Source organism: Streptomyces sp. MMS24-W38, assembly GCF_059889265.1.
Map to the genome: position 1 here is coordinate 3560140 of NZ_JCBCPP010000001.1, position 26732 is coordinate 3586871.

The following is a 26732-nucleotide window of genomic DNA, read 5'->3' on the forward strand; positions in this document are numbered from 1 at the left end:
GCGGTGCCCCACCCGACGGTCCCCGGGTGGGGGGCGGACCGTGCGCCGGCGCCCTCGCTCGGGGCGTGCCGGAGCCCCCGGCCGGTGTGCTTCGCGATGCGTGGTGCGGTGCGCGAAGCGCCGGGCGGCCGGGGGCTCCGAGGGGGCTGCGGGGCGTCCGTCAGACGTTCACGCCGAAGTCCTGGGCGATGCCCGTCAGGCCCGACGCGTAGCCCTGGCCGACGGCGCGGAACTTCCACTCGGCGCCGTTGCGGTACAGCTCGCCGAAGACCATGGCGGTCTCGGTGGCCGCGTCCTCCGACAGGTCGTAGCGGGCGATCTCGGTGCCGCCGGCCTGGTTGACGATGCGGATGTAGGCGTTGCGCACCTGGCCGAAGTTCTGCGAGCGGTTCTCGGCGTCGTAGATCGAGACCGGGAAGACGATCTTGTCGATGTCGGCGGGCAGGGCGGCGAGGTTGACGTTGATGGCCTCGTCGTCGCCGGCGCCCTCACCGGTGCGGTTGTCGCCGGTGTGGACGATGGTGTTGTCCGGGGTCTGCTTGTTGTTGAAGAAGACGAAGTGACTGTCGGAGTAGACCTTGCCCTGCGGGTTGACCGCGATCGCGGAGGCGTCGAGGTCGAAGTCCGTGCCGGTGGTGGTGCGGACGTCCCAGCCGAGACCCACGGTGACGGCGGACAGGCCCGGAGCCTCCTTGGTGAGCGAGACGTTGCCACCCTTGGACAGGCTTACAGCCATTGTTGGGAGTCCCTTCCCTCGTGTACGTACGGCTACGAAGCTACAGCTACCCCCTTGAACGCGAGAGGGGGACGCGAGGTTCCAGGTCGCTTTACTTTCTTTACCGAGATGACCGGGGCGGCCGGGGTGACCGGGACAACCAGGGTGACCGGGATAACCGGGTGACGTGGACCGGTCAGAGGCGGGAACATGTACGGCATGTCCGGTCCCTATGTCATCCGTGGCTCCGTCTCCCTGCCCGAGGCCGAGCTGATGTGGCGTTTCTCCAGGTCCTCGGGGCCGGGCGGGCAGCATGTGAACACCAGTGACTCGCAGGTGGAGCTCCGCTTCGACCTCGCCGCCACCGACGCGCTGCCCGAGGTGTGGAAGCAGCGGGCACTGGAGCGGCTGGCGGGGCGGCTGTCCGGCGGCGTCGTCACCGTCCGCGCGTCCGAGCACCGCTCCCAGTGGCGCAACCGGGAGGCCGCCGCCGTGCGCCTCGCCGCGCTCCTCGCCGAGGCCACCGCGCCCCCGCCCAGGCCCCGCAAACCGACCCGCATCCCGCGCGGCATCAACGAACGCCGACTGCGGGAGAAGAAGCAGCGCTCGGAGACGAAACGGGGGCGCTCCGCGCGGGACTGGGGCTGACCGGGACGGCGGCGCTCAGGCCAGGTGGCGGTAGCGGCCTCGGAAGTAGGTCAGGGGGCCGCCGTCCGAGCTGGGCAGGTTCGCCGCGAGGACGCGGCCGATCACCAGGGTGTGGTCGCCGGCCGGTACCCGCTGCTCGGTTCGGCACTCCAGGGTCGCGAGGGCGCCGCCCACCAGCGGGGCCCCGCTGTGCTCACCCCGTATGTACGGGATGTCGGCGAAGAGGAGGCGGTCGCTGATCCGGCCCTTCATCGAGAAGCGGCCCGCGATGTGCCGCTGGCTCTCGGACAGCACGGAGACCGACCACAGCGGCTGTTCGTCGAGCAGGTCGTCCATGCGGGAGCCCTCGCGCAGGCTGACCAGCACCAGGGGCGGGTCCAGGGACACCGACAGGAACGCCGTCGCCGTCATGCCCACGTCCTCGCCGGCCGGTGCCCGCGGGTCGTCCGGGTCCAGCGGTGGCTCCTGCGCGGTCACCAGGACCACGCCGGCGGCCAGACGGGACATGGCGGCACGGAACTCGTCGTTGCTCACCCCCTCAGCATGCAGGGCGGCGGGCGCGGGCAGGGGCGGCGGGGGTGAGGGGGGTACAGAAGTGTTCGGCACACCGGAAACGCTAATCTCCGCTCCGTACGCACCGCATCGGACCCCGGCCCGAGCAGGGACCTAGGACCAGCGGCGGAGCGGAGTGCGGGTCACCCACGGAGCGGGCCGGGGAAACCCTGTGAAAAAGGTGCGGAATTCGCACTCGGCACCTTCGGTGAATTCGCGGGGAAACCCCGGAAAGGCCTCCCAATTGTTCACGTTTGATTGTGACTTGAGTCACAAGGGGAGGTAATTGTTGACCCTGTGTACCGGGTGGGCAGCGCGCTGTGATTCAGTGGCGGGGATACTGCCAGGACGATACGTCGATGAGGTCGCTTGATCCGCCGCGAGGTCCCGGGGGGAGGGTGAGCATGGAGACCGATTCGGAGCCCTACGTCCGTCTTGCCTCCCTGCGGCAACTGCACCAGGCCATGGCCGCCATGAACACGGCCCGCAGCCTGGCCGACACCCTGCAGACCGTCGCCGACGGCGTCGTCGACGCCCTCGGCTACGAACTGGCCTGCGTCAACCTCGTGCGCCCCGACAACAACCTGGTCGTGGCCGCCTTCTCGGGCAACGCCGCCGCCGAAGCCCTCGTCATCGGCCGGGTCGGCTCACGCGAGTCCTGGGAGCGCCGCCTCTCCATGGGCGAGGCCTGGGGCGATCTGATCTTCATACCGCACACCGAGGGCTGGGTCCTCGACGACGACGACGTCCCGCAGTGGTACACCGACGGCCCCGCCCCCCGCTTCGAGGACGAGTGGCACCCCTCCGACCGGCTCTTCGCCCCGATGCACGCGCCCGCCCCGCAGGGCGGCGGGGCCTGCGGCGAGCTGATCGGCGTGCTCTCCGTGGACCGCCCGCGCAACGGCCGGCTGCCCGGCGCCTGGGGCCGCGAAGCGCTCCAGATGTACGCCTTCCAGGCCGCCATCGCGATCAGCAACGCCCGGCTGCGCTCCAACATGCAGCGCGCCCTGGTCCGCCTGGAGCGCGAGCAGCAGGCCCTGCGCGCCAGTGAGGAAAGCTTCCGGCAGGCCTTCGAGTACGCCCCTTCCGGCATGGCCGTCGCGGAGCTGGGCGGCGACCAGCACGGCCGCATCCTGCGCACCAACGACGCGCTGTGCCGACTGCTCGGCCGCCCCGCCTCCGCGATGCGCCGCTACTCCTTCTCCGACCTCGTGCACCCCGAGGACATCGGCACGCTGCTGCGGACCTCCGCCGAGGGCGGCCGCGCCGAACTGCGGCTGGCCCGCAGGGACGGCACCTACCTCTGGGTGTCCCTGCGCAACTCCGTCGTCGCCGACGCCGCCGACGGGCCGCGCTTCCTGCTCACCCACGTCGAGGACATCGAGGAGCGCAAGCGCCGCGAGCTGCACCTCGCCCACCGCGCCTCGCACGACTCCCTCACCGGCCTGCCGAACTCCGCCGAGCTGCGTGCCCGGCTCTCCGCCCGCCTGTGCCGGCAGCGCCCGCAGGGCGCACTGCCCGCCGCCGTCGCCGACTCCCTGGCCGCCTTCGAGTCCTTCGAGCCCTTCGACTCCCAGGACGCCGCCCACGGCCCGCCCGCCTTCGACCGGGGCCACGACTTCGACTTCCCGCCCGAGGCCGGCACGTTCGAGGGCTACGACCACCATGTGCACGCCGTCGCCCCCGACGAGGACCGCGACGACGGAGTCAAGGGTCTCGCCGTGCTCTTCTGCGACCTCGACGGCTTCAAGTCGATCAACGACCGGTTCGGGCACAACGCGGGTGACGCTGTCCTCATCGAGGTCGCCCGCCGGCTCAGCGGCGGTGTCCGGGACGGCGACACCGTCGCCCGGCTCGGCGGCGACGAGTTCGTGATCCTCGCCAACGGGCTCGGCCGGGCCGACGCCCAGGACCTCGCCGTGCGGCTGCGCAACGAGATCATCCAGCCCATCCGGGCCGAGGGGCGGGCCGTGCGGGTGGGCGCCAGCTTCGGCATCGGATGGGCACACTGCGGCATGACCGCGGACGAGGTGTTGAAATCCGCTGACGAACGGATGTACGTCGAGAAACGATCTCGTCCCAAACAGCACCGGCGTGCGGGATGAACCGCAGCTCAGTGAGTTGAAGCGGCCGGAGTCACCCGTTCGGGTCACCGGGTGGGGGTAGGCTCGCCTTTCTCACCTCGTACCGCAACCGATCCGCAGCTAGGAGCACCAAGGGATGACGCCCGGCAACAACGGCGCGAGCACGCCCGAGGACGACGACCCGTTCGGCTACCTCTACGCCGACGGGCAGGCCAACGGAGCCCAGCCACCGTCCGGGGGCTACGGCTACCCGAACTCGGTCAACCGGGTGCGGCCGGTCGGAACCCGTCAGTACGGCCAGCAGGCCCCCGCTCCGCAGGCACCGCCGCAGCAGGGCACCTACGGCCAGCCGGCCGCGCACTACGCGGCACCGGAGACGCTGCCGGGCGGCTCCGGCGTCCAGCAGCCCCGCGGCGGGCACGGCGGCGGGGGCGGCCGCGGCCGCGGCCCGAACACCAAGGGCCTGCTCATCGGCGCCGTCGCGGTGGTCGCCGCGGTGGTCGTCGGCATCAGCGTGGCCATGCTCAGCGGCGACGGCGAGGACGACAAGGGCGGCAACCAGGCGGACGCGAGCCCGACCCAGCCCCAGGAAAGCTCCGAGCCGAGCCCGTCGGCGAGCAGCGGCGGCGGTGACGAGGAGGAAGCGGCCGAACTGCCGACCATCGACGCGAAGGCGCTCAGCCTGGGCGAGGGGATGACCACGGTCTCCGACATCAAGGGCGCGAAGGCCGACGGCGGCGTCTATGTGGCGGGCTTCGACAAGGTGGGTGCGAAGGTCACCTGGACCGTCAACGGCATCAAGGAAGGCACCTACCGGTTCTACGTGGGCTACAGCACCCCGGGTGAGGACACCAACGCGACCGTGGTGGTCAACGGCGAGGCCGCGACCCGTCCGCTGAACATGGAGAACTTCGGCGGAACACCCAAGGGTGACTGGGAAAAGGGCTGGAAGAACACCTGGTCCAACGTGAACCTGACCGACGGCACGAACACCATCGAGCTCGTCTGCAACGAGGGCAACCAGTGCAACGCCATCCTCGACCAGTTCTGGCTGACGGAGGAACCACCGAGCTGACCACATGAGACGACTGTGGCCGGCTCATGGTGGAGAGAGTTGAAAAGGGGGGCGCCGCCGCTTCGCCTTTCGGGGCATGCGGCGGCGCCACCATTCGTCTGAGTGTCGTTCTCGGCGGAGCTTGCGATCGGTGCATGACATGAAGTGAGCCGTCTGTGATGACTGCGCATGGCATGCCTCAGGCCGCGCTGGCCTCCCCTGTGATCGCCACCCGCCCGAGCAGTTCCTCGTAAGCCTCCCGGTCGAACTCGCCCGCAACCGGCGCCAGTACCGTCGCCGCCGACAATGCGACCGCTCGGGCGAGGCGGTCCGGCCAGGGGAGGCCGGTGACCAGGCCCGAGAGCAGGCCCGCGACGGCCGAGTCGCCGGCGCCTGTGGGGTTGCCGTGCAGGGCGGCCGGTGGAGCCGCGTGCCAGTGGCCCTCCGGGGTCACCGCGAGCAGCCCCTGCGGGCCGAGGGAGGCGACCACCGCGCCGGCGCCGCGGCGGCGGGCGTCCCGGGTGGCGCGCGAGGGCTCGTGGGAGCCGGTGAGTTCGGCCAGTTCGTCGGCGTTGGGCTTGAGGATGTCGGGGCGGCCCGCGACCCCGCGGCGCAGGGCCGCGCCGCTGGTGTCGAGGAGGACGAGGACTCCGGCGGCGCGGGCGGTGCGGGTCAGCCCGGCGTAGGCGCCGACCGGGACGCCCGGGGGCAGGCTGCCGCACAGGGCCACCGCCGAGGCACCGGTCAGCAGGTCCTCGTAGACCTCCTGGAAGGCGTTCCACTCGGCGGCGGAGACGGTGGGGCCGGGCTCGTTGAGCTGGGTGGTGGCGCCGGAGCGTTCGTCGACCACGGCGACGGTGCGCCGGGTCGTGCCGGACACCGGGACCAGCGCGTCCACCAGGCCCGGTACGGGGGTGAGCCGGTCCCGCAGGAGCCGCCCGGTGAGGCCGCCCGCGAAGCCGGTGACCGTCACCTCGTGGCCGAGGGCGGCGAGCACCCGGGCCACGTTGACGCCTTTGCCACCGGGGCGTTCGGTCACCTCGGTGACCCGGTGGGAGGCGTGCGGGCGCAGGACCGGTACGCGGTAGGTGATGTCGAGAGCGGTGTTCAGCGTGACCGTGAGGATCACCGGGCCGACCTCCCCCTTGGCTACGTCCGGCGGTTGCCGTCTGCAGTTTGTCGTCTGCCGTGCGTTCCGGGTTCCGAAACTCTGAGGCTCCGGGGTTCCGGAACCCCGGAGTCCTGATCATGCCAAACGGACGGCGGTCGGCCCACCCCCGAGACCGGCCGCCGGCTCCTGACCGGCGGACGGATCAGCCCAGTCGGGGATCGACCACCCACTCACCCCGGCGCATCACGCCCTTGAGGGTGAACTCCGCGTCGAGAACCACCAGGTCGGCGTCCTTGCCGGGTTCCAGGGAGCCGATCCTGTCGTCCGTGCCCAGCAGCCGGGCCGGATTGGCGGACAGGGCCGCCACCGCGTGCTCGACGGGCAGTCCGTCGACGGTCACCGCGCGCTTCAGCGCACGGTCCAGAGTGAGCGTCGACCCCGCGATGGAGCCGCCCTCCACCAGGCGGGCCACGCCGTCCTCGACGTCCACCTCCAGCGGGCCGAGCATGTAGCGGCCGTCGCCGAAACCGGCCGCGTCCATCGCGTCGGTGATGAACGCCACCCGCCCGGGGCCCGCGTGACGGAACGCCAGCTGAAGGGCGGCCGGGTGCAGATGCGTACCGTCGTTGATCAGCTCGACCGTGACCCGCTCGTCCTCCAGGAGGGCGGTGACCGGGCCGGGGGCGCGGTGGCCGAGCGCCGGCATCGCGTTGAACAGGTGGGTGGCGACCGTGGCGCCCGCGTCGACGGCCGCCACGGTCTGCTCGTACGTCGCGTCGGTGTGGCCGACGGCCGCGATCACGCCGTGCTCGGCCAGCAGGCGTACGGAGTCGAGGCCGCCGGGGAGTTCGGTGGCGAGGGTGACCATCTTCGCGTGGCCGTGCGCCGCGTCGATCAGCTTGCGGACCTCCGCCGGGTCGGGGTCGCGCAGCAGCTCCTCGGAGTGCGCGCCCTTGCGGCACGGTGAGATGAACGGCCCCTCGAAGTGGATGCCGGCGATGTCGCCCTGCTCGGCCAGCTCCGCCAGCAGGCCCGCGCGCCGGGCGAGGAAGTCCAGGTCGCCGGTGACGGTCGAGGCGACCAGAGTGGTGGTGCCGTGCAGGCGGTGGGTGTGGATGCCCTTGAGGACGTCGTCGACCGTTCCGGAGGTGAAGGACGCGCCGCCGCCGCCGTGGTTGTGGAGGTCGACGAAGCCGGGGACCAGCCAGTGACCGGTCAGGTCGAGCGTCTCGGCGGCGTTCCCGGGGACGTCGGAGGAGGTGTTCCCCGGAGTGCCGGAGGAGGCGTTCGCGGGGGCCGTGGCGACGATGCGCGTGCCGTCGACGATCACGCGGCCGTCGTCCACGGTCCCGGTGGGCAGTACCACCCGGGCACCGGTGAGAACCTTCGTGGGGGCCATCAGGCGGTTACCTCCGAGGAGTCGTCCGAGGGGGCGGTGGTGGCGGTGACAGTGGTGACGGTGGTCTCGAGGAGATCCCAGGCGAGGAGTCCCGCGCCCAGGCATCCGGCGGTGTCCCCGAGGGCGGCCGGGACCAGGGACGGCAGTTTCTGGAAGGTGACCCGTCGTCGGACCGCCTCCCGCAGCGGCGTGAACAAGGTTTCTCCTGCCTCGGCCAGCCCGCCACCGATGATCAGGGTGCGCGGGTCCAGCAGGGTGAGCGCGGTGACCAGCCCGTCGGCGAGGGCGTCGACGGCCTCCTGCCAGACCTCCCGGGCCCGTGCGTCGCCGGACTCCACGGCCTTGGCGCAGTCGGCCGCGTCCGCCCCCGGGTCGCCGCAGGCCGCCGCCCAGGCCTCGCTGACCGCCGCCGCGGACGCGAACCGCTCCAGGCAGCCGCGCTGACCGCACGGGCAGGGGGCGCCCCCGGGCCGTACGACGATGTGGCCGATCTCTCCGGCGAAGCCGTGCGCGCCCGCCTCCACCCGGCCGTCGATGCCGATGGCGCCCGCGATGCCGGTGCCCAGCGGGACGAACAGGAACCGGTCGGCGCCCCGGCCCGCCCCGACGCGGCCCTCGGCGAGCCCGCCGGTGCGGACGTCGTGGCCGAGGGCGACGGGGAGACCACCGAGCCGCTGGGCGAGCAGCGCGCGCAGCGGGACGTCGCGCCAGCCGAGGTTGGCGGAGTAGACGGCGACGCCCTCCGCCTCGTCGACGATGCCGGGGACGGCGAGGCCCGCGGCGGAGGCGGGCTCGCCGTAGTGCTCGACGCCATGGGCGCGGAGTTCGGCGGCGAAGCCGAGGATGCCGGCGACGACCGCGTCCGGGCCGCGGTCCCGGCCGGTGGCGCGGCGGGCCCGGTGCAGCAGCTCGCCGTCCGCTCCGACCAGGGCAGCCTTCATCCCGGTGCCGCCCACATCGAGGGCGATGACGTGTTTCACGTGGAACAGTGTGGCCCCGGGACCCACAAGAGGTCTAGTCCACTTGTGTGGTGTAGACCTTATTCCGACTATCGGACTACCGGAAAACTTTCGAACGGATGGCGCGGGGCGCCGGGTTGGGGAAAGAAGCAGTGCAGCGGCGGGGCTTGGCAAGGACGATCGCGGCGGTGTCCGCACTGGGGCTGACGGGAGTCCTCGGCGGATGCGGTGTCGGCGAAGGCTCCTCCGACGTGACGCTGAAACTGGTTGCCGCCGACTACGGCACCGGCGAGGCCGACAGCTCCGAGAAGTACTGGGCCGCCCTGACGAAGCAGTACGAGGCCGAGCACCCGGGCGTGAAGATCGACGTCAGCGTCCACTCCTGGAACGACGTCGACCGCGAGGTCAAGAAGATGGTCGACGCGGGCGACCCGCCGGACATGGCCCAGATCGGCGCCTACGCCGACTACGCCGCCGAGGGCCTGCTCTACAAGGCCGACGACGTGCTCTCCATCCCCGTCCAGGCCGACTTCGTCTCGCAGTTGGCCAACGCGGGCCAGGTCAACGGCGTGCAGTACGGTATGCCGTTCGCCTCCTCCACGCGCGTGCTGTTCTACAACAAGACCCTGTTCGAGGACGCCGGCCTCACCCCGCCGAAGACCTGGGACGAGCTCGCCGCGAACGCCGAGGTGCTCAAGGCGGAGGGCGTGAAGTACCCCTACGCGCTCCCCCTCGGCCCGGAGGAGGCGCAGGCCGAGACCATGCAGTGGCTGCTCAGCGGCAAGGGCGGCTACATCGACTCCCTGGGCTCCTACGGCTTCGACTCCGCGGAGAACACCGCGACCGTCACCTGGCTGAAGGACGAGCTGGTCGGCAAGGGCCTGACCGGCCCGGTGGCGCCCGGCAAGCTCGACCGCGCCGAAGCGTTCGCCGCCTTCGCCGACGGCGACGTCGGCATGCTGAACGGCCATCCCTCGCTGATCGAGACGGCCGAGAAGAAGGGCGTGGAGTTCGGCACCGTGCCGACGCCGGGGATCGACGGCGAGAGCCGGGCCACGCTCGGGGTCGCCGACTGGATGATGGCCTTCAACAAGAACGGCCACGGTGACGAGATCGGCGAGTTCCTCGACTTCGTCTACAGCGAGGAGAACGTGCTCGACTTCTCCCGCGACTACAGCCTGCTGCCGGTCACCAGCTCCGCGTCCCGGGCGATGGACGGGTCCGAGCGGGACAAGGACCTCAAGCCCTTCCTCGACGAGCTGGCCACCTCGGAGCTCTACCCGGTCGGCAACACCTCCTGGGCCGCGGTCAACGTGGCCATCAAGGAGCAGATCGGCAAGGCGGTCGCCCCGGGCGGCAGCCCCAAGGGCGTGCTGGGCGGCCTCCAGGCGACCGCGACGCGCGCGGAGAGCTCGCGCTAGGACTCTCCCCGCAGCCCTTGCCGGTGACCGGATGTCAGTGGCAGGGGCTACCGTCGGGGCATGGATGAGGAACGGCTGGCCCGGCGCGAGCAGGACATCATCGCGCTGGAGCGCCGCGGCTTCCTCGGCCCCGGCGTGAAGGAACGGGCGATACGCGAGGAGCTGGGCCTGCCCCCGGTGCGCTACTACCAGCTCCTCAACGCCCTGCTCGACGACCCCCGCGCCCTGGCCCACGACCCGGTCACGGTGAACCGGCTCAGACGCATCCGCGAGTCCCGCCGCACGGAGCGCTGAACGCGGCCGACCGGAGCGCCGGAGCCGATCCCGGCGGGCGGGCCGGGGTGCCGGAGCCGTGCTCGGATGCGTCCGGGAGCCCGAGCAGCCGGCGGCGGACGCATTTGTGCGCGGGGGACACCGGAGCGGCACCGGGACGCGGGACGCGGAGGCGCGCCCGCCGGGCGGGCCCGGGTGCCGGGAGCCGCACTCGGACGATCCCGGGGCCAAGACGCCGGGCCCGCGCCCAGGGCCGGACGCCGGGCGCCGGACGCCGGGCAGGGCTCGTGGAGCAGGGCGGGTCAGGCGGCGCGCAGGGACGACGCCAGCGCCCGGAGCAGGCGCACGACTCCGGCGGGGCCGTCGACCACCAGGTCCGCGCGTTCCCTCAGCTCGGTGACCTCGTCGCTGCCGCTGCAGACCAGCAGGCCGGGGACGCCGTCGGAGCGGAGCTCCTCGACGGCGGCGTAGGCGGGAAGGTCACCCAGGTCGTCCCCCGCGTAGAGGACGGACCCGGCGCCGATCTCGCGGGCGTACTCCAGCAGGGCCACGCCCTTGTCCGTCCCCGGCGGACGCAGCTCCAGGACCATGCGGCCGGGCTCCACGACCAGGCCGTGCCGGGCCGCCAGCTCGGACAGCGGCCCGCGCAGCGCCTCGAACGCGGCCTGGGGGTCGGCGGCCCTGCGGGTGTGGACGGCCACCGCGCGGCCCTTCTCCTCGGTCCACACGCCTTCGTCGGCGCCGACCCGGTCGAGCAGCCCCGGCAGTTCCGCGCGGACGCAGGCGACGCCGGGGTGCGGGGGAGGCGCGGTGATGTCGCCGGTGGCGGCGTCCCAGCGTTCGGCGCCGTAGTGGCCGAGGACGACCAGGCGCTCCAGACCGGGGGCGCCCGCGAAGCCGCCGTTGCGCACCGCGACCTCGGGCGGCCGGCCCGTGATCACCGCCACGGAGGCCACCTCCGGGGCGAGCGCGGTGAGCGCGGGCACCGCCTCCGGGTGGGCGCGGGCCTGCTCCGGGTCGGGCACGATCGGCGAGAGCGTGCCGTCGAAGTCGAGGCCGATCAACGCCTTCCCCGGCCGCGCGAGCAACGCGTCGAGCCCCTCCCGCCCGGCCCGCGTGGCGGGCGTCGGCAGGGGCTCCGCGGCGTCCGGGCCGACGGTGTTCGAGTGCGTGGCATTCGGGTCCGTGGAATCCGTGTGACTGCCCATACCGCCAACCTATCCACGCCCACCCCGCCGCACGCCACCCCGACCGGCCGTCCAGGGCCGGTCCCCGCAGGGCCTACGACTCCTCGCGGAGGGCGTTCAACTGGTCCAGGAACCACTGTTCCGGTGGCAGCGCGGTCGCCGCCGCGGTCAGGCGCTTGGCGCCTTCGGTCCGTTCCGCCGGGCCCATCGTGAGGGCCTCGTGCAGGGCGCGCGCCGTGTCGACCACGTCGTACGGGTTGACGGTGATCGCGTCCTCGCCCAGCTCCTCGTGCGCGCCCGCCTCCCGGGACAGCACCAGCGCACAGCCCCCCTCGGCGAGGATCGGGATCTCCTTGGCGACCAGGTTCATACCGTCCCGGATGGGGTTGACCAGCGCCACGTCGGCCAGCCGGTACGCGGCCAGCGAGCGCGCGAAGTCGTCCCTGACGTGCAGCACGACCGGACGCCAGCCGGGTGTCCCGTACCGCTCGTTGATCTCCTCGGCGACCCGCTGCACCTCGGCGGTGTAGTCGCGGTACACGGCGAGGTCCTGCCGGGACGGGTAGGCGAAGGCGAGGTGCACCACCCGTTCGCGCCACTCGGGGTGGTCCTCGAGGAGCTGCCGGTACGCCAGCAGACCGCGCACGATGTTCTTCGACAGCTCGGTCCGGTCGACCCGGACGACCGTCCGCCGCGCGGTGCCGTCGGGAGCCGTGCCGATCTCCTCGCGCAGCACGCCGAGCCGCTCCTCGACATCCGCCTCCCGCGCGCGCCCGCGCAGGAAGTCCGCGTCGGCACCCAGCCCGTGCACGCCGATCCGGGTGTCGCCGAGCCCGCCCGCGAACCGCTCGCAGCACGCGGTGAACGCGTCCGCCCAGCGGTGGGTGAGGAAGCCGAGCCGGTCCGCGCCCAGCATGCCGCGCAGCACCTGCACGGCGATGTCGTCGGGCAGCATCCCGAAGTACTCCGGCGGCGCCCACGGCGTGTGCGAGAAGTGGCCGATGTGCAGGTCGGGGCGGAGCTCCCGGAGCAGCCCCGGGACCAGCGTCAGGTGGTAGTCCTGCACCACCACTGCGGCCCCCTGCGCCGCCTCCTCGGCCAGCGCCTCGGCGAAGGCCCGGTTGTAGGCCTCGTAGGAGGCCCACTGCCGCCGGAACTCCGCGTCGAAGACGGGCTCCACCGGCGTCTGGTACAGCATGTGGTGCACGAACCACAGCACCGAGTTGGCGATGCCGTTGTACGCGTCGGCGTGCACGTCCGCCGGGATGTCCAGCATCCGCACGCCGTCCTCGCCGACCCCGCGCCGCACGGCCTCACGGTCGCCGTCGGACAGCGCCGAACACACCCACAGCGACCCCGCGTCCGGCCCGATCGCCGACAGCCCGGACACCAGCCCGCCGCCACCGCGACTGGCCCGCAGTGAACCGTCCTCCTCCACCGCGTACGAAACGGGGCCGCGATTCGACGCGACCAGCACCCGAGCACCCTGCATGGAAGCCATACGCCTCAACCTAGCCCGCCTCCGAAACGCTCAAACGTAACGGATCAGCCGTATACGGCTCGGTTGTCACTCGTTCCGGCGTTCCGGCCGGGGCGTGCCCGTCGTGCTCAGGCCACCCGGCGGGACCGGTACTCGGCCATCTCCGCCATCGGGGGGCGTTCCTCGGTGTCCACCGAGTAGGTGCGGGGCTCGAAGGTGCCCCCGATCCGTTCGAACTGGGTGAGCGCGGGGCGGATCAGGTGGCCGCGGGCCAGGCGGAGCTGGGCGGTGCGGTAGATCGCGGCGGCCATGCGGCCGAGGGCCCGGCCGTCCTGGTGGCGGTGGAGGCGGACGCCGACGTCGACCTGGGCGAGGGCGTCCAGCCCCACCAGGTGCAGGGCGTCGACCAGCATGCCCAGTTCCACGCCGTAGCCGACGGGGAAGGGCAGCTGTTCCAGGAGCGAGCGCCGGGCCGCGTACTCGCCGCCGAGCGGCTGGACGAAGCCTGCCAGCTGCGGCCAGTGCATGTTGAGCAGCGGGCGCGCCATCAGCTCCGTGACCCTGCCGCCCTGACCGGCCGTGGCGGCGGTGGCTGCGGTGTCGGGGGCACTCCCGTCGGACGGCGTGAAGGGGCGGTCGTACATCGCCTTCACCAGGTGGACGTCCGGCTCGGTGAGCAGCGGGCCGACGATGCCGGAGACGAAGTCGGCGGAGAACTCCCTGAGGTCCGCGTCGACGAAGCAGACGATGTCCCCCCGGGTGACGAGCAGGGAGCGCCACAGCACCTCGCCCTTGCCGGGCACGGCGGGGAGGCGGGGCAGGATCGTGTCCCGGTGCACCACCGTCGCGCCCGCCGCCGCGGCCACCTCGGACGTGCGGTCGGTCGAGCCGGAGTCCACGACCACGATCTCGTCGACCAGCGGGGCCCGGAGCATCAGCTCGTGCCGGACGACCCCGACGATGTCACCGACCGTCGCCTCCTCGTTGAGCGCGGGCAGTACCACGCTCACCGTCCGGCCCGTGGCGCGCTTCGCGGCCAGGACGCGGTGCAGCGGGCGGTCGGCCACGGACCAGGAGCGGTCGGCCAGCCAGCGCTCGACTTCTTCCAGCACGGTCTGCGGCTCCTCACCTCTGTGATCCATACACCTGACACCTGTTGATCCATCTCGCGGTTCGGACGCGCCCTCTCCGTCGTCCTGGCCGTCGGTTACAGTCTTGAACAACGCGGACGCCCCTTGCACACCGGGGGTCACGGCCCTCCTCGCGTCCGCGGTGCACGATCGCACCACCGCATGACACACAACCGAATACAGCTCATCCAGAGGGGCAGAGGGACACGGCCCGATGAAGCCCCGGCAACCCTCCAGCCGGCTCTCGTGGATCACCGTCGATCGACGATCACAGCGGAACACCGAACGCTGATCGCTGATCGTCCACGCGAGGCTCCCGGCTAGGGAAGGTGCCAAATCCGTCTCACGGCGAAACACGTCGTGAGGAAGATGAGGAGAAAGGGCCTCGCCTCACATGGCTGCGCAGACTGTCGCAAGCACCACCGTATCCGCCGCTGGATCCGCCGAGCCCTCCGTCGATCTCGGTCCCGCCGCCGCGCTGTCCTGCCGCGAATGCGGCCACCGCGTCCCCCTCGGCCCCGTCTTCGCGTGCGAGGAGTGTTTCGGCCCGCTGGAGATCGCCTACGACTTCTCGGCCTACGACACCGAGGAACTCCGCCGGCGCATCGAGGCGGGCCCCGCGAACATCTGGCGCTACGCGCCCCTGCTGCCCGTCCCCGCCGACGTGGCGACCAGGCCGAACATCAACCCCGGCTGGACCCAGCTCGTCCAGGCCGACAACCTGGCCCGCGAACTCGGTGTCACCGGCGGCCTGTTCGTGAAGGACGACTCCGGCAACCCGACCCACTCCTTCAAGGACCGGGTCGTCGCCCAGGCCCTGGAGGCCGCCCGCGCCTTCGGCTTCACCACCCTGTCCTGCTCCTCCACGGGCAACCTCGCCGGTGCCGTCGGCGCCGCCGCCGCCCGCGCCGGCCTGCGCTCCTGCGTGTTCATCCCGCACGACCTGGAGCAGGGCAAGGTCGTCATGGCCGCCGTCTACGGCGGTGAACTCGTCGGCATCGAGGGCAACTACGACGACGTGAACCGCTTCTGCTCCGAGCTGATCGGCGACCCGGCCGGCGAGGGCTGGGGCTTCGTCAACGTCAACCTGCGGCCGTACTACGCCGAGGGCTCCAAGACCCTCGCGTACGAGATCTGCGAGCAGCTCGGCTGGCGGCTGCCCGACCAGATCGTCGTCCCCATAGCCTCCGGCTCGCAGCTCACGAAGATCGACAAGGGGCTGCAGGAGCTGATCCGGCTCGGCCTCGTCGAGGACAAGCCGTACAAGATCTTCGGCGCGCAGGCCGAGGGCTGCTCGCCGGTGTCGACCGCGTACAAGGCGGGCCACGACGTCGTCCGGCCGCAGAAGCCGAAGACCATCGCCAAGTCGCTCGCCATCGGCAACCCGGCCGACGGCCCGTACGTCCTGGACATCGCGCGCCGCACCGGCGGCGCGGTGGAGGACGTGACGGACGAGCAGGTCGTGGAGGCCATCCGGCTGCTCGCCCGGACCGAGGGCATCTTCGCCGAGACCGCGGGCGGTGTGACCGTCGGCGTCACGAAGAAGCTGATCGAGAACGGCGTCCTGGACCCGTCCCTGACCACCGTCGTACTCAACACCGGCGACGGTCTCAAGACGCTGGACGCGGTGGCCGACACCGGCCTCACCGCGACCATCCGTCCCAACCTCGAGTCGTTCCGAGAGGCCGGCCTCGCCTGACCTCCTTCTCGCCAGTCCCGAGGAGGCCGGCGGTCACCCGCCGGGCGTACTGCTTCACGGCCGACGGCCCCCGGGACGTACCCAGTTCGAGGTCTCGCACCGGCTCCACAGGCCGACACCGCCGGCCCGGCGGCCGACACGCAAAGCATTTTCATCGTCACTGGAGGTCAAGTCACATGAGCGTGACCGTTCGCATCCCGACCATCCTGCGCACCTACACCGGCGGCAAGGCCGAGGTGAACGCCGAGGGGGCGACCCTCGGCGACGTCATCGCCGACCTGGAGAAGAACCACACCGGGATCTCCGCCCGGGTCCTGGACGACCAGGGCAAGCTGCGCCGCTTCGTCAACGTCTACGTCAACGACGACGACGTCCGCTTCGAGCAGGGCCTGGAGACGGTGACCCCGGACGGTGCCGGCGTGTCGATCATCCCGGCCGTCGCCGGCGGCTGATCATTACCCTCGGTAATCGAGATTACCGAATGTTTACCGTGTTGCCCCCTCCGTGAGGGAAGCGGAGGGGGCAATTCCATGGGGTTGAGCGCGGTAAGGTTGGGGAACGCGGTCCCGACTCCCCGTTCTGGAACCGTCAATTCCTGCCGCACGCCCGACTGGATACAGCCAAAGTCTGGGCCACTTCTGCGGCATTTGCGGGCTTTGTCCGACCCGACTTGCCCTGAAATCAGGTGAATTCCCGTCATATTCCGGACCGGTGCCGTCCGGATTTCTCGTCTGATTGACCTGTTGCAGAGGGCAGTTGGACGGATACATTCGGCCGCGGTCGACGCGTTCCGGCGCACGCCCCCGATCGTCGGGGGGTGAGGTCTGACCCGGATCCGCGAAGTGTGGATCTGTGCAAGGGCCAGTAATAGGGGAGTTAGGCATGGCTCAGGGCACCGTCAAGTGGTTCAACGCGGAGAAGGGGTACGGCTTCATCGCGGTCGACGGTGGTGCGGATGTTTTCGTCCACTACAGCGCGATCCAGATGGACGGCTACCGCACCCTCGAAGAAGGCCAGCGGGTCGAGTTCGAGATCTCGCAGGGTCAGAAGGGCCCGCAGGCCGACATGGTTCGTCTCAGCGCCTGAACGCGCTACCCACCGCAAGAATTTCCTGCTGGCGAAGGGTCCGCACCCCCCGGGGTGCGGACCCTTCGCCGTGCCGGGGCCCGGGTGGTGACCGGTGCCCGGGGGTGTTCGCGCGCGGCCTGCTCCGCGCCGCCCACGCTGTTCGCGTGCGGCTGACTCCCCCGGCGATCCCCCCGGGGGCGCTTGCACTCGCATGGGTCGAGTGCTAATCATTGGCGTTAGCACTCTGAAGGTGAGAGTGACAACGTAAGGACCGGGTCGGTGAGGCCCGCAGGCCGGTGGGGCAAGGAACCACCGGTTCTGTGAGCCGTCCGTCGCGGGCGCGGGCGCGGTCCGAAGTAATCACCCCCAGTCCTGGAGGGACCACTTCACATGGCCAAGATCATCGCGTTCGACGAGGAGGCGCGGCGCGGCCTCGAGCGCGGCATGAACCAGCTCGCGGACGCCGTCAAGGTGACGCTCGGCCCCAAGGGCCGCAACGTCGTCCTCGAGAAGAAGTGGGGCGCCCCCACGATCACCAACGATGGTGTGTCCATCGCCAAGGAGATCGAGCTCGAGGACCCGTACGAGAAGATCGGCGCCGAGCTGGTCAAGGAAGTCGCCAAGAAGACGGACGACGTCGCCGGTGACGGTACGACCACCGCGACCGTCCTCGCCCAGGCCCTGGTCAAGGAGGGCCTGCGCAACGTAGCCGCCGGCGCCAACCCGATGGCCCTCAAGCGCGGTATCGAGAAGGCCGTCGAGGCCGTCTCCGGTGCCCTGCTGGAGCAGGCGAAGGACGTCGAGACCAAGGAGCAGATCGCCTCCACGGCCTCCATCTCCGCCGCCGACACCCAGATCGGCGAGCTCATCGCCGAGGCGATGGACAAGGTCGGCAAGGAAGGCGTCATCACCGTCGAGGAGTCCCAGACCTTCGGTCTGGAGCTGGAGCTCACCGAGGGTATGCGCTTCGACAAGGGCTACATCTCGGCGTACTTCGCCACCGACATGGAGCGTATGGAGGCGTCGCTCGACGACCCGTACATCCTGATCGCCAACTCCAAGATCGGCAACGTCAAGGACCTGCTGCCGCTCCTGGAGAAGGTCATGCAGTCGGGCAAGCCGCTGCTGATCATCGCCGAGGACGTCGAGGGCGAGGCCCTGTCGACCCTGGTCGTCAACAAGATCCGCGGCACCTTCAAGTCCGTCGCCGTCAAGGCCCCGGGCTTCGGCGACCGCCGCAAGGCCATGCTCAACGACATCGCCATCCTCACGGGCGGCGAGGTCATCTCCGAGGAGGTCGGCCTCAAGCTGGAGAACACCAGCCTCGACCTGCTCGGCAAGGCCCGCAAGGTCGTCATCACCAAGGACGAGACCACCATCGTCGACGGTGCCGGCTCCTCGGGGCAGGTCCAGGGCCGCGTGAACCAGATCCGCGCCGAGATCGAGAACAGCGACTCGGACTACGACCGCGAGAAGCTGCAGGAGCGCCTGGCGAAGCTCGCCGGCGGTGTCGCGGTCATCAAGGCCGGTGCCGCCACCGAGGTCGAGCTCAAGGAGCGCAAGCACCGCATCGAGGACGCCGTTCGCAACGCGAAGGCGGCCGTCGAGGAGGGCATCGTCGCCGGTGGTGGCGTGGCCCTGCTCCAGGCCTCCCAGGTGTTCGAGAAGCTGGAGCTCGAGGGTGACGAGGCGACCGGCGCCAACGCCGTGAAGCTCGCGCTCGAGGCCCCGCTGAAGCAGATCGCCGTCAACGCCGGCCTCGAGGGCGGCGTCGTGGTGGAGAAGGTGCGCAACCTGACCCCGGGTCACGGCCTGAACGCCGCGACCGGCGACTACGTCGACCTGGTCAAGGAAGGCATCATCGACCCGGCCAAGGTGACGCGCTCCGCGCTGCAGAACGCCGCGTCGATCGCCGCGCTGTTCCTCACCACCGAGGCCGTCATCGCCGACAAGCCGGAGAAGGCCGCCGCGGCCGCTCCGGGCGGCATGCCGGGCGGTGACATGGACTTCTGAGCCTGACTCACCTCAGGTTCGGACCCGGTCCGTCAGTACCGAGGGCGGTACCCCCTGTTTCCGACAGGGGGTACCGCCCTCGGGCGTTTCCGCGTTCCTGCGTTCCCTCGTGTGCGGGACCGGTCCGGCGCCTGAGCTTCGGTGCGGATGTGGTCGGGGTCACAGGCGGGTGTGCCGGTGGGTGGAATGCCCTTCGGGGCTTGGCGGTTGGGGATGGAGTGCGATTGATGCACGCGCACATACCGACTGGTACATCCCATGAGGAGCCCCCACATGACCGTCGCCGCCTCCACCACCGCCGCCCGAGCCTCGGGGATCCTGTCCCGCCCGGTCTCCATCAACGGCCTCACCGTGCCGAACCGCATCGCGATGGCGCCGATGACCCGGATGTTCTCGCCGGGCGGGGTTCCCGGTGAGGACGTGGTGTCGTACTACGCCCGGCGGGCCGCCGCCGGTGTCGGACTGATCGTCACCGAGGGCACCTACGTGGGGCACGAGTCGGCCGGGCTGAGCGACCGGGTGCCGCGGTTCCACGGTGAGGAGCAGCTGGCCGGCTGGACGAAGGTAGCCGAGGCGGTGCACGCGGCGGGCGGCACGATCGTGCCGCAGCTGTGGCACATCGGGATGGTCCGCAAGCAGGGGCAGGCGCCGTATCCCGAGGCCCCGGCGGTCGGCCCGTCCGGCGTACGCACCGACGGCACCGAAGGCACCGGCAAGGCCATGACGCAGGCCGACATCGACGCCGTGGTCGAGGCGTTCGCGCAGGCCGCGGCGGACGCCGAGCGCATCGGCTTCGACGGCGTGGAGCTGCACGGCGCCCACGGCTACCTGATCGACCAGTTCCTGTGGGCGGGCACCAACCGCCGCACCGACGCCTACGGCGGCGACCCGGTGGCGCGGGCGAGGTTCGCGACGGAGGTCGTCGCGGCGGTCCGCGAGCGGGTCTCGCCCGGGTTCCCGGTCATCTTCCGGTACTCCCAGTGGAAGCAGGACGCCTACGACTCCCGCCTCGCCGAGACCCCCGAGGAGCTGGAGGCGATCCTCGCCCCGCTCGCGGCGGCCGGTGTCGACGCCTTCCACGCCTCCACCCGCCGCTACTGGCTCCCGGAGTTCGAGGGCTCGGATTTGAACCTGGCCGGCTGGACGAAGAAGCTGACCGGCAGGCCCGCCATCACGGTCGGTTCGGTCGGCCTGAACGGGGACTTCCAGGACGCGTTCCGGGGGAAGGGCGCCGAACTGGGCAGCCTCGACAACCTGCTCGACCGGCTGGAGCGTGACGAGTTCGACCTCGTCGCCGTGGGGCGCGCGGTGCTCCAGGACCCGGACTGGGCGGCGAAGGTCCTCGGCGGGCGCTTCGACGAGCTCGAGCCGTACGACGCGGCGTCGCTGCGGACACTGAGCTGAGCTGCGCCGGGCTGCGGGCGGTTCCGGTGCGTGGCCTGCAGGCCCCGTCGGCTACGGGCCGCCCAACGGCTCGATGTCGGCCCGGACCGGCGTCCCCCACACGCGCAGCACCTCGTAGTCGGTGAACTCGTGCACGACCCGGTACGCCATGGCGGGCCGGGGCCCGCGCCGCTGCGCCGCGATGTACAGCTCGGCCTCGCGCCGGTCCCGGCGCGGGGTGCCGCACAGCTGCCACGCCTGACCGTTCCACAGCTCCGGCAGCCAGCGCTGCTGCGGCTGGGGGCGGTCGCCGTGCATCCCGTACCGGGACGGGACGGGCTCGGTGGGCGGGTGGTGGGGCGCCGGTCCGTTGAACTCGGCGCGGCGGGCGGTCCGGCGCCGGGTCTCGCACAGCAGGCACAGGTCGGGGGCGCTCTCGTCGACCGGCCCGGTCGGGTGCTCGGGGCAGCGGGTGCTGGGCGCGGCCGTCTCGACGCTCTCCTCCAGCCGGTCCAGCGCGCGTTTCAGGTCGGCCCGCACCTCGTGCAGCTTGGCGTCCGGCGTGTCGGCGGCCAGCGCCTCGCCGTGCTCGCCGAGGACGCGCAGGGCGCGGCCCAGGGCGGTGAGCTGCGCGTGGTTCATGGTTCGTCTCCGGGTGGGGGGAGGTCCAGTATCCCAGCCGTCACGGCCGGCCGGCCGCAGCCGCCAGCGCCGCGCGCAGGTGGCCGTTCGCCTCGGTCAGCAGGCGGGTGGCCGCCGGGCCGTCCACGTCGGCGAGCAGGACCAGGATGGCGTGCTTGACCTCGCCGTCCGTGGCGGCCAGGGCGCGCTCGATGTCGGCGTCCGCCGCGCCGGTCGCGAGGGCGACGATGCGGCGGGAGCGGGCGCGCAGCTTCTCGTTGGAGGCGCGGACGTCGACCATCAGGTTCCCGTACGTCTTGCCCAGCCGGATCATCGTGATCGTCGAGACCATGTTCAGGACGAGTTTCTGGGCGGTGCCGGCCTTGAGGCGGGTGGAGCCGGTGAGGAGTTCCGGGCCGACGACCACCTCGACGCCGTGCTCGGCCGCCGCGGCGAGCGGGCTGCCCGGGTTGCAGGAGAGGCCCACGGTCAGCGCGCCCCGCGCGCGGGCGTGGGTGACGGCGCCGACGGCGTACGGGGTGCGCCCGGAGGCGGAGACGCCGACCACCGAGTCGTCGGCGGTCAGCCCCAGCGCGGCCAGGTCGGACGCGGCCAGCTCCGCCGAGTCCTCGGCGCCCTCGACCGAGGTCACCATGGCGCCGGGGCCGCCCGCGATCAGGCCGACGACCCTGGCGGGGTCGGTGTTGAAGGTCGGCGGGCACTCGGAGGCGTCCAGGATGCCGAGCCGGCCGGCGGTGCCCGCGCCCGCGTAGACCAGCCGGCCGCCCCGGGCCATCCGGTCGGCGATGGCGTCGATCGCGGCGGCGATCCGCGGCAGCTGCTCGGCCACGGCACCGGCCACGGTGGCGTCCTCGCCGTTCATCAGCCGGGCGATGTCGAGGGTGGGCAGCCGGTCGACGTCCGCCAGCTCCGGACGGAACGCCTCGGTGGTCAGAGTCTCCAACTCTGCGCGGAGACCACGGGGTTCGGACGTGTGGCTCATGGAACGGTTCTCTCCGGTGGTCTGTGTCCGGTGGTCTGTGTCCGGTGATCTGTGTGCGGTGTCTGTGTCCGGTGTCTCCGGCCGGCGCCGGAACCGTGGCGGGGCGTGCTCGGCCCCGCTGTGTCCCCCGAGCCCCCGTCCGCTACCGCGGGCCGCTCCGGTGCCGGTGGGCCAGGGCCTCGTACGACGCGGACAGGGCCGGGGCCGCCGACTCGTAGGTGCGCTGGGCGATGCCGACGAACAGGCAGTCCACCACCAGGAGTTGACTGGTCCGGGACGACATCGCGGCCGGGCGCAGCTCGCTCTCGCGGGCCGTGGACGTGGTCAGTACGTGGTCGGCGTACTGGGTGACGGGGCCGTTCGGGCGGCCGGTCACCGCGATCGTCGTCGCCCCGCGCTCGAAGGCCACCCGCAGCGGTTCGATGACGTCCCCCGTCGACCCGGAGTGCGTGATGGCGACGGCCACGTCACCGGCGCGCAGCTGCACCGCGTTGGTGACGGCGAGGTGCGGGTCGCTGGGGGCGTGGGCTATCAGGCCTATGCGCAGCAGCTTCTGGGTGAGGTCCTGGGCGACCAGGCCGGAGGCGCCGATGCCGTACACGTCCGTCCGACGGGCGCCGGCCAGCGCCGCGACGGCCGCGCCGAGCTGGACGGTGTCCAGCCCGGCCGCGGTGTCGGCGAGGGTCTGCTGCTCGTCGTAGGCGAGCTTGGCGACGACGTCGGCGATGGGGTCGTCCACCGCGATGTCGGTCGTGATGGAGGGCGCGCGGCCGGACTGCTGCTGGGCGGCGAGCCCGGCGAGGGCGAGCCGCAGGTCGCGGTAGCCGGGGTAGCCGAGCAGGCGGGCGGTGCGGACGACGGTGGCCTCGCTGGTGCCGGTGAGCTCGGCGAGGCCGGTGACCGTGAGGGCCGCGCAGCCGGCCGGGTCACCCGCGACGGCCTCGGCGACCCGATGCATGGAACGGGTCATCGAGGGGGCCAGCGTGCGCACCTTGGCCGCGAGGGCGGCGGGGGCGGGCGGAGCGAAAATTTCCTTCACGTCCTGGGTCACCCTTGAAAGATATTTTCGTTTCGGTGGTGCGGTCAAGGGTGCGCACAATGGGGGTATGGCCCCCCATGACGATCCCGGCGATCCCGGCGATCCCGACGACACCCCCGTCGGCCCTGTCAGTCCCCTGGAGCAGGCGTTGCACGCGGCCCGCGCGCTCGTGCTCGCGGACCTGGTCGCGCACGAGGTCGCCGAGGCGGACGTCGTCTCGCTCGTCGAGGAGTCCGTCGCGCACCGCCGCTGGTGGGTCGAGCAGTGGCCGGAGGGCGCCGGGTTCGTCGCCGGCCTGGTCGCCCAGGACGTGCAGGACGCCCTGCTGGAGCGGTACGGCCGCTGGCCGCTGTGCCCGGTGTGCGGCTCCGGCGACCCGCACGCGCTGGAGGTGGAACCGGAACTGGGCCCCGATCCGCACTGGGTGTGCCACCTGGCGGGCGTGAAGGTCGCGGCGGTCGGCTCGCTGGGCGGGGCGGCCTCGACGTGACCCTGTACATCGACCCGCCCACCTGGCCGGGACACGGCCGACTCTGGTCCCACCTCGTCAGCGACGTCTCCTACGACGAACTGCACGCCTTCGCCGCCTCCCTCGGTGTCCCCCGCCGCGCCTTCGAACGCGACCACTACGACATCCCCCAGCACCGGTACCCGGACGTCGTGCTCGCCGGGGCGGTGGAGGTCAGCAGCCGCGAGGTGGTGCGGCTGCTGTACGGGGCGGGGCTGCGGGTGCGCAAGAGCACGGTGCGCGACGGCGTGGTGCGTGACGGCGTGGTTCAGCGGCGGATTTCGTAGACGTACTCGCTTGCGTTCTCACCCGCGTTCTCGGCGACCCGGGTGAATCCGGCGCGGGTGACGACGTTCTGCGAGGGCACGTTGGCGCGGTCGATGACGGCGGTGACGGTCCGCACGCCGTCCTGCGCGAGCGCCCACGCCGACAGCGCGCGCAGCGCCTCGGTGGCGTAGCCGTGACCGCGGGCGCCCTCGACGAGGTCGTAGCCGATCTCCACACGGCCGTCCCCGTCCGGAGCGCGGTGGAATCCCATGGCGCCCACCGCGAGGTCGTCCTCCCGCCGGACCAGGACATACATGGTCCACTCCGGGTGGAAGGTCCCTTCCTCGTACTGCTTGACCATCAACCCGGCCCCCACCCGGGTCCCGTCGGCGGGAGCGGAACCGACCCACCGGTAGCCGCCGTCACCGCTCGACGACAGGTCGGACGCGACCGCGGGAGTGATGCTCGCCAGGGTGAGGCGGTCGGTGGGTATGCGGATCGTGCTCTCGCCCGCCGGCTCGTCAGCCCTTGTCATCCTCGCCCCCTTCGTTCCCCGAGTCGTCCGGTACGACCGACACGATGGCGCAGGTCGGGGGAGCCGGGTGGGGAAGGTGGACATACGTGACGGACAAGGCGGGGCAGTTCGCACGGGCTTCGACACGCGTCACCCAGACCTCCGCGCCCCGGTCGAGTACACGGACGCGACGGCCCAGCTGCTGCGTCCGCTCCAGCTCTGTACGTAACGCCTCGACGACCGCCTCAGCGGCGGGGCCCAGGAGGTCGAGGCGCTTGCGTGCGTGTGCGTGACTTCCACGACGGCCGTCGGCTCGGTCAAAGGGGACTCTCCAGCTTCAACGCGCGGGCCAGCTCGACGCCCTCGGCGGGGGAGGCCTCGAAGCCGGGATCGCAGCGTGTCAGGACATGCCCGCGATACGTCGCGATCAGCTCGGACACCTCACGCAGGTCCGTGAAGTCGACACGGTTGAGGGTGGCAGCCAGTTCGGCTTCGAGGCGGGCCAGGTCGCCCGGGAAACCAAGCCCGGCGGCAAGGGCGGCCCGGACTTCGCCGAGGGTCCGCATGGGCGGCGGTTCGACAGGCGCTTCCGGATGGACGGGCTGCTCACTCACGGAATGTGATCCTTCCAGCAGAGAGCTGGTCTATGACGCTACTCCGGTCGGCCTCATTGCGTCAGCAGTTCCAGCTCGGAGCCGATGTTGTACCGGGCGGTGGCCTCCCAGTGCTCCTGTCCGTGCGGGGTGCGGAACAGGCGGGGCAGGGCGAGGAGTTGGCGCAGGACGGCGGCCCGGCCCTCGCGGAAGGCGTCGCCCGGCACGAAGTGGTACTCCGCGCGGACGGCGGCGGTGTAGACGGCGTACGCCGACGGGGGCGAGGCGAGGACCGCCAGGTCGGCGTCGCACAGCACCTGACCGTCCCGGTCGTCCTCGGCCGGATCGTGCGTGACGGTGAGCCGCACCAGCCGCGCCACCTCGGCGACCTTCGCCTCCGGAACCCCGGCCTCGGCCAGCGCCCGCTCGGCGAGCCGCGCGGACCGCTCCTCGTTCTCGGAGCGGTCGGGCAGGTACACGGCGTCGTGGAACCAGGCCGCCAGCCGCACGACGTCCGGGTCGTCCGCGTACGCCTCCAGCTCGTCGACGTGATCGAGCACGGCGGTGAGGTGGGCGAGCGTGTGATAGTGCCGTTGCGGCTCCTGCCAGCGGGCGAGCAGGTTCTCGGCATACGGCACAGGGTCGGGCCCGCCCCCGGAACCCCGGGCCCCCTCCAGAGCACGGGCGAAACGGGCGCGCAGGACGTCGGTGTCGACCATACGGCCATTCTTCCCGACCCGGCGGATCGCGGGAACTTCGCCACAGAGCTCCAGCTCGGCCCGTACCGTCTTGCCCGGCCCTCCTTCTGACGCGGGCGCCGCCCTCTCCGCCCGCGTCCATGTCCGCGACTCCAAGGACACCGGTTGAGGCACCTTCACGGTGGCCCCGGCCGCTTGGTCCGCGTTCATCGCTCATGCACGCCACACGCACTGACCGAAAAACGCCGTAAAGAAAAGAATGGCGTGGCGTCGGCTTGGACCGCTTCCGTCGGCCTTGGCAGCATTGGCGGCAGCAGACAGAACACGGTGCACATGGCTGCACCAGGTCCTGGGGCCGCTCCTTCGGGAGCGGCCCGAGTGCTTTCCGGAAAAGATCGCCGATGCCGCGAGAAAGCAGAAAGTGAGCCGCCAGGTGCAACCGACGTTCGTACTGGTCCACGGAGCCTTCGCGAACTCCTTCTCCTTCGCGCCGCTCCAGGCCGAACTCGGCCTGCTCGGGCACCGTTCGGTCGCCGTCGACCTGCCCGGCCACGGCTTCGCGGCGACCTACACCCGCGCCTACCAGGCGCCGCAGGATCCCGAAGGGCTCGCCACCGCGCCCGGTGCGATCAAGGGCGTCACGCTCGCCGACAACGCCGCGCACCTGATCGGGGTCCTGGAGCGGGCCAGGCGGAACGGCCCGGTGATCCTCGTCGCCCACAGCCGCGGCGGCGTCACGGCCACGGCCGCGGCCAACGCGCGGCCCGACCTGATCGACCGCATCGTCTACGTCGCGGCCTGGTGCCCGGTCGCGCTCGACGTCGGCGACTACTACGCCGAGCCGGAGATGGCCACGGTCGACGCCGCCTCCCTGGGCCTGGCGATGGCCGGGAACCCCGCCGAACTCGGCCTGCTCCGCGCCAACTTCCGCACCGCGGACCCGGCCGCCCTCGCGGCGCTCAAGGCGGCCTTCCTCGCCGACGGCACCGACGAGGAGTTCCTGACCTTCCTGAACACCTTCCAGCCCGACGAGAACCTGGACGTCGGCACCTCCGCCGACCGGGCGCAGGCGGCGACCTGGGGGCGTGTCCCGAAGACCTTCGTCCGCCTGGCCGACGACGCGAGCATGCCGCTCGCCCTGCAGGACCGGCTGATCCGCGAGGGCGACGAGCTGACGCCGGACAACCCGTACGACGTCCGCACGCTCGCGGGCAGTCACCTGAAGTGGCTGGTCGATCCGGCGCCGGCGGCCCGGACCCTGGGCGAACTCGCCGCGCTCCCGGCCCCGGCCCCGTTCACGGAATGACCCCCGC

Annotated in this window: 27 protein-coding genes and 1 riboswitch; of the genes, 13 read left to right on the plus strand and 14 right to left on the minus strand. The window is 71.8% G+C overall.

Going from position 1 to position 26732, the window contains the following annotated elements; all coding sequences use genetic code 11:
* Positions 1-160: 160 nt before the first annotated feature.
* Complete coding sequence (locus AC6F7H_RS15165) at positions 161-736, minus strand: TerD family protein (protein WP_109379289.1); 576 nt, start codon at positions 734-736, stop codon at positions 161-163.
* A gap of 189 nt (positions 737-925) precedes the next feature.
* Here AC6F7H_RS15165 and arfB point away from each other — a divergent pair, with 189 nt between their 5' ends.
* Positions 926-1363, plus strand: a complete 438-nt coding sequence (gene arfB, locus AC6F7H_RS15170; RefSeq protein WP_279335278.1) for an alternative ribosome rescue aminoacyl-tRNA hydrolase ArfB — start codon at positions 926-928, stop codon at positions 1361-1363.
* A gap of 15 nt (positions 1364-1378) precedes the next feature.
* Here arfB and AC6F7H_RS15175 read toward each other — a convergent pair whose 3' ends face one another.
* Positions 1379-1969: a flavin reductase family protein gene (locus AC6F7H_RS15175; RefSeq protein ID WP_500757507.1), complete on the minus strand. Its 591-nt coding sequence runs from the start codon at positions 1967-1969 to the stop codon at positions 1379-1381.
* A 350-nt stretch (positions 1970-2319) separates the two neighbouring features.
* Here AC6F7H_RS15175 and cdgB point away from each other — a divergent pair, with 350 nt between their 5' ends.
* Entirely contained in the window at positions 2320-4020 is a 1701-nt protein-coding gene (gene cdgB / locus AC6F7H_RS15180) for a diguanylate cyclase CdgB (protein ID WP_500757508.1), read from the plus strand.
* A 115-nt stretch (positions 4021-4135) separates the two neighbouring features.
* On the plus strand, positions 4136-5074 hold the full coding sequence (locus AC6F7H_RS15185) for a CBM35 domain-containing protein (RefSeq protein WP_500757509.1): 939 nt from the start codon (positions 4136-4138) through the stop codon (positions 5072-5074).
* A gap of 178 nt (positions 5075-5252) precedes the next feature.
* Here the strand turns inward: AC6F7H_RS15185 and AC6F7H_RS15190 are convergent, their stop codons facing one another.
* The 3 genes from AC6F7H_RS15190 to AC6F7H_RS15200 form a co-directional block, all read right to left on the minus strand.
* Complete coding sequence (locus tag AC6F7H_RS15190) at positions 5253-6182, minus strand: 1-phosphofructokinase family hexose kinase (protein WP_500757510.1); 930 nt, start codon at positions 6180-6182, stop codon at positions 5253-5255.
* A 184-nt stretch (positions 6183-6366) separates the two neighbouring features.
* Positions 6367-7563 carry an N-acetylglucosamine-6-phosphate deacetylase gene (nagA, locus tag AC6F7H_RS15195; protein ID WP_500757511.1) on the minus strand — a complete coding sequence of 399 codons (1197 nt, stop codon included), beginning with the start codon at positions 7561-7563 and terminating at the stop codon, positions 6367-6369.
* Positions 7563-8504 carry an ROK family protein gene (locus AC6F7H_RS15200; RefSeq protein ID WP_500761832.1) on the minus strand — a complete coding sequence of 314 codons (942 nt, stop codon included), beginning with the start codon at positions 8502-8504 and terminating at the stop codon, positions 7563-7565. Before AC6F7H_RS15200 ends, nagA begins: the two co-directional genes overlap by 1 nt.
* A gap of 170 nt (positions 8505-8674) precedes the next feature.
* On the opposite strand from AC6F7H_RS15200, the gene AC6F7H_RS15205 reads away from it, so the two are divergent.
* Together AC6F7H_RS15205 and AC6F7H_RS15210 are read left to right on the plus strand one after the other, a co-directional pair.
* Positions 8675-9943, plus strand: coding sequence for an extracellular solute-binding protein (locus AC6F7H_RS15205; protein WP_500757512.1), 1269 nt, complete (start codon positions 8675-8677; stop codon positions 9941-9943).
* Positions 9944-10003: 60 nt separating this feature from the next.
* Positions 10004-10237: a DUF3263 domain-containing protein gene (locus tag AC6F7H_RS15210; protein ID WP_109379298.1), complete on the plus strand. Its 234-nt coding sequence runs from the start codon at positions 10004-10006 to the stop codon at positions 10235-10237.
* A gap of 281 nt (positions 10238-10518) precedes the next feature.
* Here the strand turns inward: AC6F7H_RS15210 and otsB are convergent, their stop codons facing one another.
* The 3 genes from otsB to AC6F7H_RS15225 form a co-directional block, all read right to left on the minus strand.
* The gene (otsB, locus tag AC6F7H_RS15215; RefSeq protein ID WP_500757513.1) at positions 10519-11424 is read right to left on the minus strand and encodes a trehalose-phosphatase; all 906 of its coding nucleotides are present in this window, start codon (positions 11422-11424) and stop codon (positions 10519-10521) included.
* A gap of 73 nt (positions 11425-11497) precedes the next feature.
* Positions 11498-12904 (minus strand): alpha,alpha-trehalose-phosphate synthase (UDP-forming), encoded by a 1407-nt coding sequence (locus AC6F7H_RS15220; RefSeq protein ID WP_500757514.1) that lies wholly within the window; start codon positions 12902-12904, stop codon positions 11498-11500.
* A 107-nt stretch (positions 12905-13011) separates the two neighbouring features.
* On the minus strand, positions 13012-13995 hold the full coding sequence (locus AC6F7H_RS15225) for a glucosyl-3-phosphoglycerate synthase (protein WP_500761834.1): 984 nt from the start codon (positions 13993-13995) through the stop codon (positions 13012-13014).
* Between the two features lie 199 nt (positions 13996-14194).
* A riboswitch (SAM riboswitch) is annotated at positions 14195-14389 on the plus strand.
* Between the two features lie 18 nt (positions 14390-14407).
* Between AC6F7H_RS15225 and thrC the strand changes: the two genes are divergently transcribed.
* The 5 genes from thrC (at position 14408) to AC6F7H_RS15250 (ending at position 20197) form a co-directional block, all read left to right on the plus strand.
* The gene (gene thrC / locus AC6F7H_RS15230) at positions 14408-15712 is read left to right on the plus strand and encodes a threonine synthase (RefSeq protein ID WP_500757515.1); all 1305 of its coding nucleotides are present in this window, start codon (positions 14408-14410) and stop codon (positions 15710-15712) included.
* A gap of 176 nt (positions 15713-15888) precedes the next feature.
* Positions 15889-16164: a ubiquitin-like small modifier protein 1 gene (locus AC6F7H_RS15235; RefSeq protein WP_109379301.1), complete on the plus strand. Its 276-nt coding sequence runs from the start codon at positions 15889-15891 to the stop codon at positions 16162-16164.
* A 430-nt stretch (positions 16165-16594) separates the two neighbouring features.
* Entirely contained in the window at positions 16595-16798 is a 204-nt protein-coding gene (locus tag AC6F7H_RS15240) for a cold-shock protein (RefSeq protein WP_004929928.1), read from the plus strand.
* A gap of 372 nt (positions 16799-17170) precedes the next feature.
* Positions 17171-18793, plus strand: coding sequence for a chaperonin GroEL (groL, locus tag AC6F7H_RS15245; RefSeq protein WP_500757516.1), 1623 nt, complete (start codon positions 17171-17173; stop codon positions 18791-18793).
* Between the two features lie 273 nt (positions 18794-19066).
* Positions 19067-20197, plus strand: coding sequence for an NADH:flavin oxidoreductase (locus AC6F7H_RS15250; protein ID WP_500757517.1), 1131 nt, complete (start codon positions 19067-19069; stop codon positions 20195-20197).
* Positions 20198-20248: 51 nt separating this feature from the next.
* On the opposite strand, the gene AC6F7H_RS15255 is transcribed toward AC6F7H_RS15250, so the two are convergent.
* From AC6F7H_RS15255 to AC6F7H_RS15265, 3 genes are all read right to left on the minus strand, one after another.
* Complete coding sequence (locus AC6F7H_RS15255) at positions 20249-20818, minus strand: hypothetical protein (protein WP_109379304.1); 570 nt, start codon at positions 20816-20818, stop codon at positions 20249-20251.
* Positions 20819-20858: 40 nt separating this feature from the next.
* A complete protein-coding gene (gene murQ, locus AC6F7H_RS15260) occupies positions 20859-21800 on the minus strand; it encodes an N-acetylmuramic acid 6-phosphate etherase (RefSeq protein ID WP_500757518.1) in 942 nt (313 codons plus the stop codon).
* A gap of 142 nt (positions 21801-21942) precedes the next feature.
* A complete protein-coding gene (locus AC6F7H_RS15265) occupies positions 21943-22851 on the minus strand; it encodes a MurR/RpiR family transcriptional regulator (RefSeq protein ID WP_500757519.1) in 909 nt (302 codons plus the stop codon).
* A 55-nt stretch (positions 22852-22906) separates the two neighbouring features.
* Here AC6F7H_RS15265 and AC6F7H_RS15270 point away from each other — a divergent pair, with 55 nt between their 5' ends.
* Both AC6F7H_RS15270 and AC6F7H_RS15275 read left to right on the plus strand, forming a co-directional pair.
* Positions 22907-23329, plus strand: coding sequence for a DUF8819 family protein (locus AC6F7H_RS15270; protein WP_500757520.1), 423 nt, complete (start codon positions 22907-22909; stop codon positions 23327-23329).
* Entirely contained in the window at positions 23326-23634 is a 309-nt protein-coding gene (locus AC6F7H_RS15275; RefSeq protein ID WP_500757521.1) for a DUF4031 domain-containing protein, read from the plus strand. Before AC6F7H_RS15270 ends, AC6F7H_RS15275 begins: the two co-directional genes overlap by 4 nt.
* Here the strand turns inward: AC6F7H_RS15275 and AC6F7H_RS15280 are convergent.
* From AC6F7H_RS15280 to AC6F7H_RS15290, 3 genes are all read right to left on the minus strand, one after another.
* Positions 23616-24149 (minus strand): GNAT family N-acetyltransferase, encoded by a 534-nt coding sequence (locus tag AC6F7H_RS15280; RefSeq protein ID WP_500757522.1) that lies wholly within the window; start codon positions 24147-24149, stop codon positions 23616-23618. The genes AC6F7H_RS15275 and AC6F7H_RS15280 overlap by 19 nt on opposite strands.
* 296 nt (positions 24150-24445) lie before the next feature.
* Positions 24446-24742, minus strand: a complete 297-nt coding sequence (locus AC6F7H_RS15285; RefSeq protein ID WP_500757523.1) for a hypothetical protein — start codon at positions 24740-24742, stop codon at positions 24446-24448.
* 53 nt (positions 24743-24795) lie between these two features.
* The gene (locus AC6F7H_RS15290) at positions 24796-25440 is read right to left on the minus strand and encodes an HD domain-containing protein (RefSeq protein ID WP_500757524.1); all 645 of its coding nucleotides are present in this window, start codon (positions 25438-25440) and stop codon (positions 24796-24798) included.
* A 400-nt stretch (positions 25441-25840) separates the two neighbouring features.
* Between AC6F7H_RS15290 and AC6F7H_RS15295 the strand changes: the two genes are divergently transcribed.
* Entirely contained in the window at positions 25841-26725 is an 885-nt protein-coding gene (locus tag AC6F7H_RS15295; RefSeq protein ID WP_500757525.1) for an alpha/beta hydrolase, read from the plus strand.
* Positions 26726-26732: the final 7 nt, after the last annotated feature.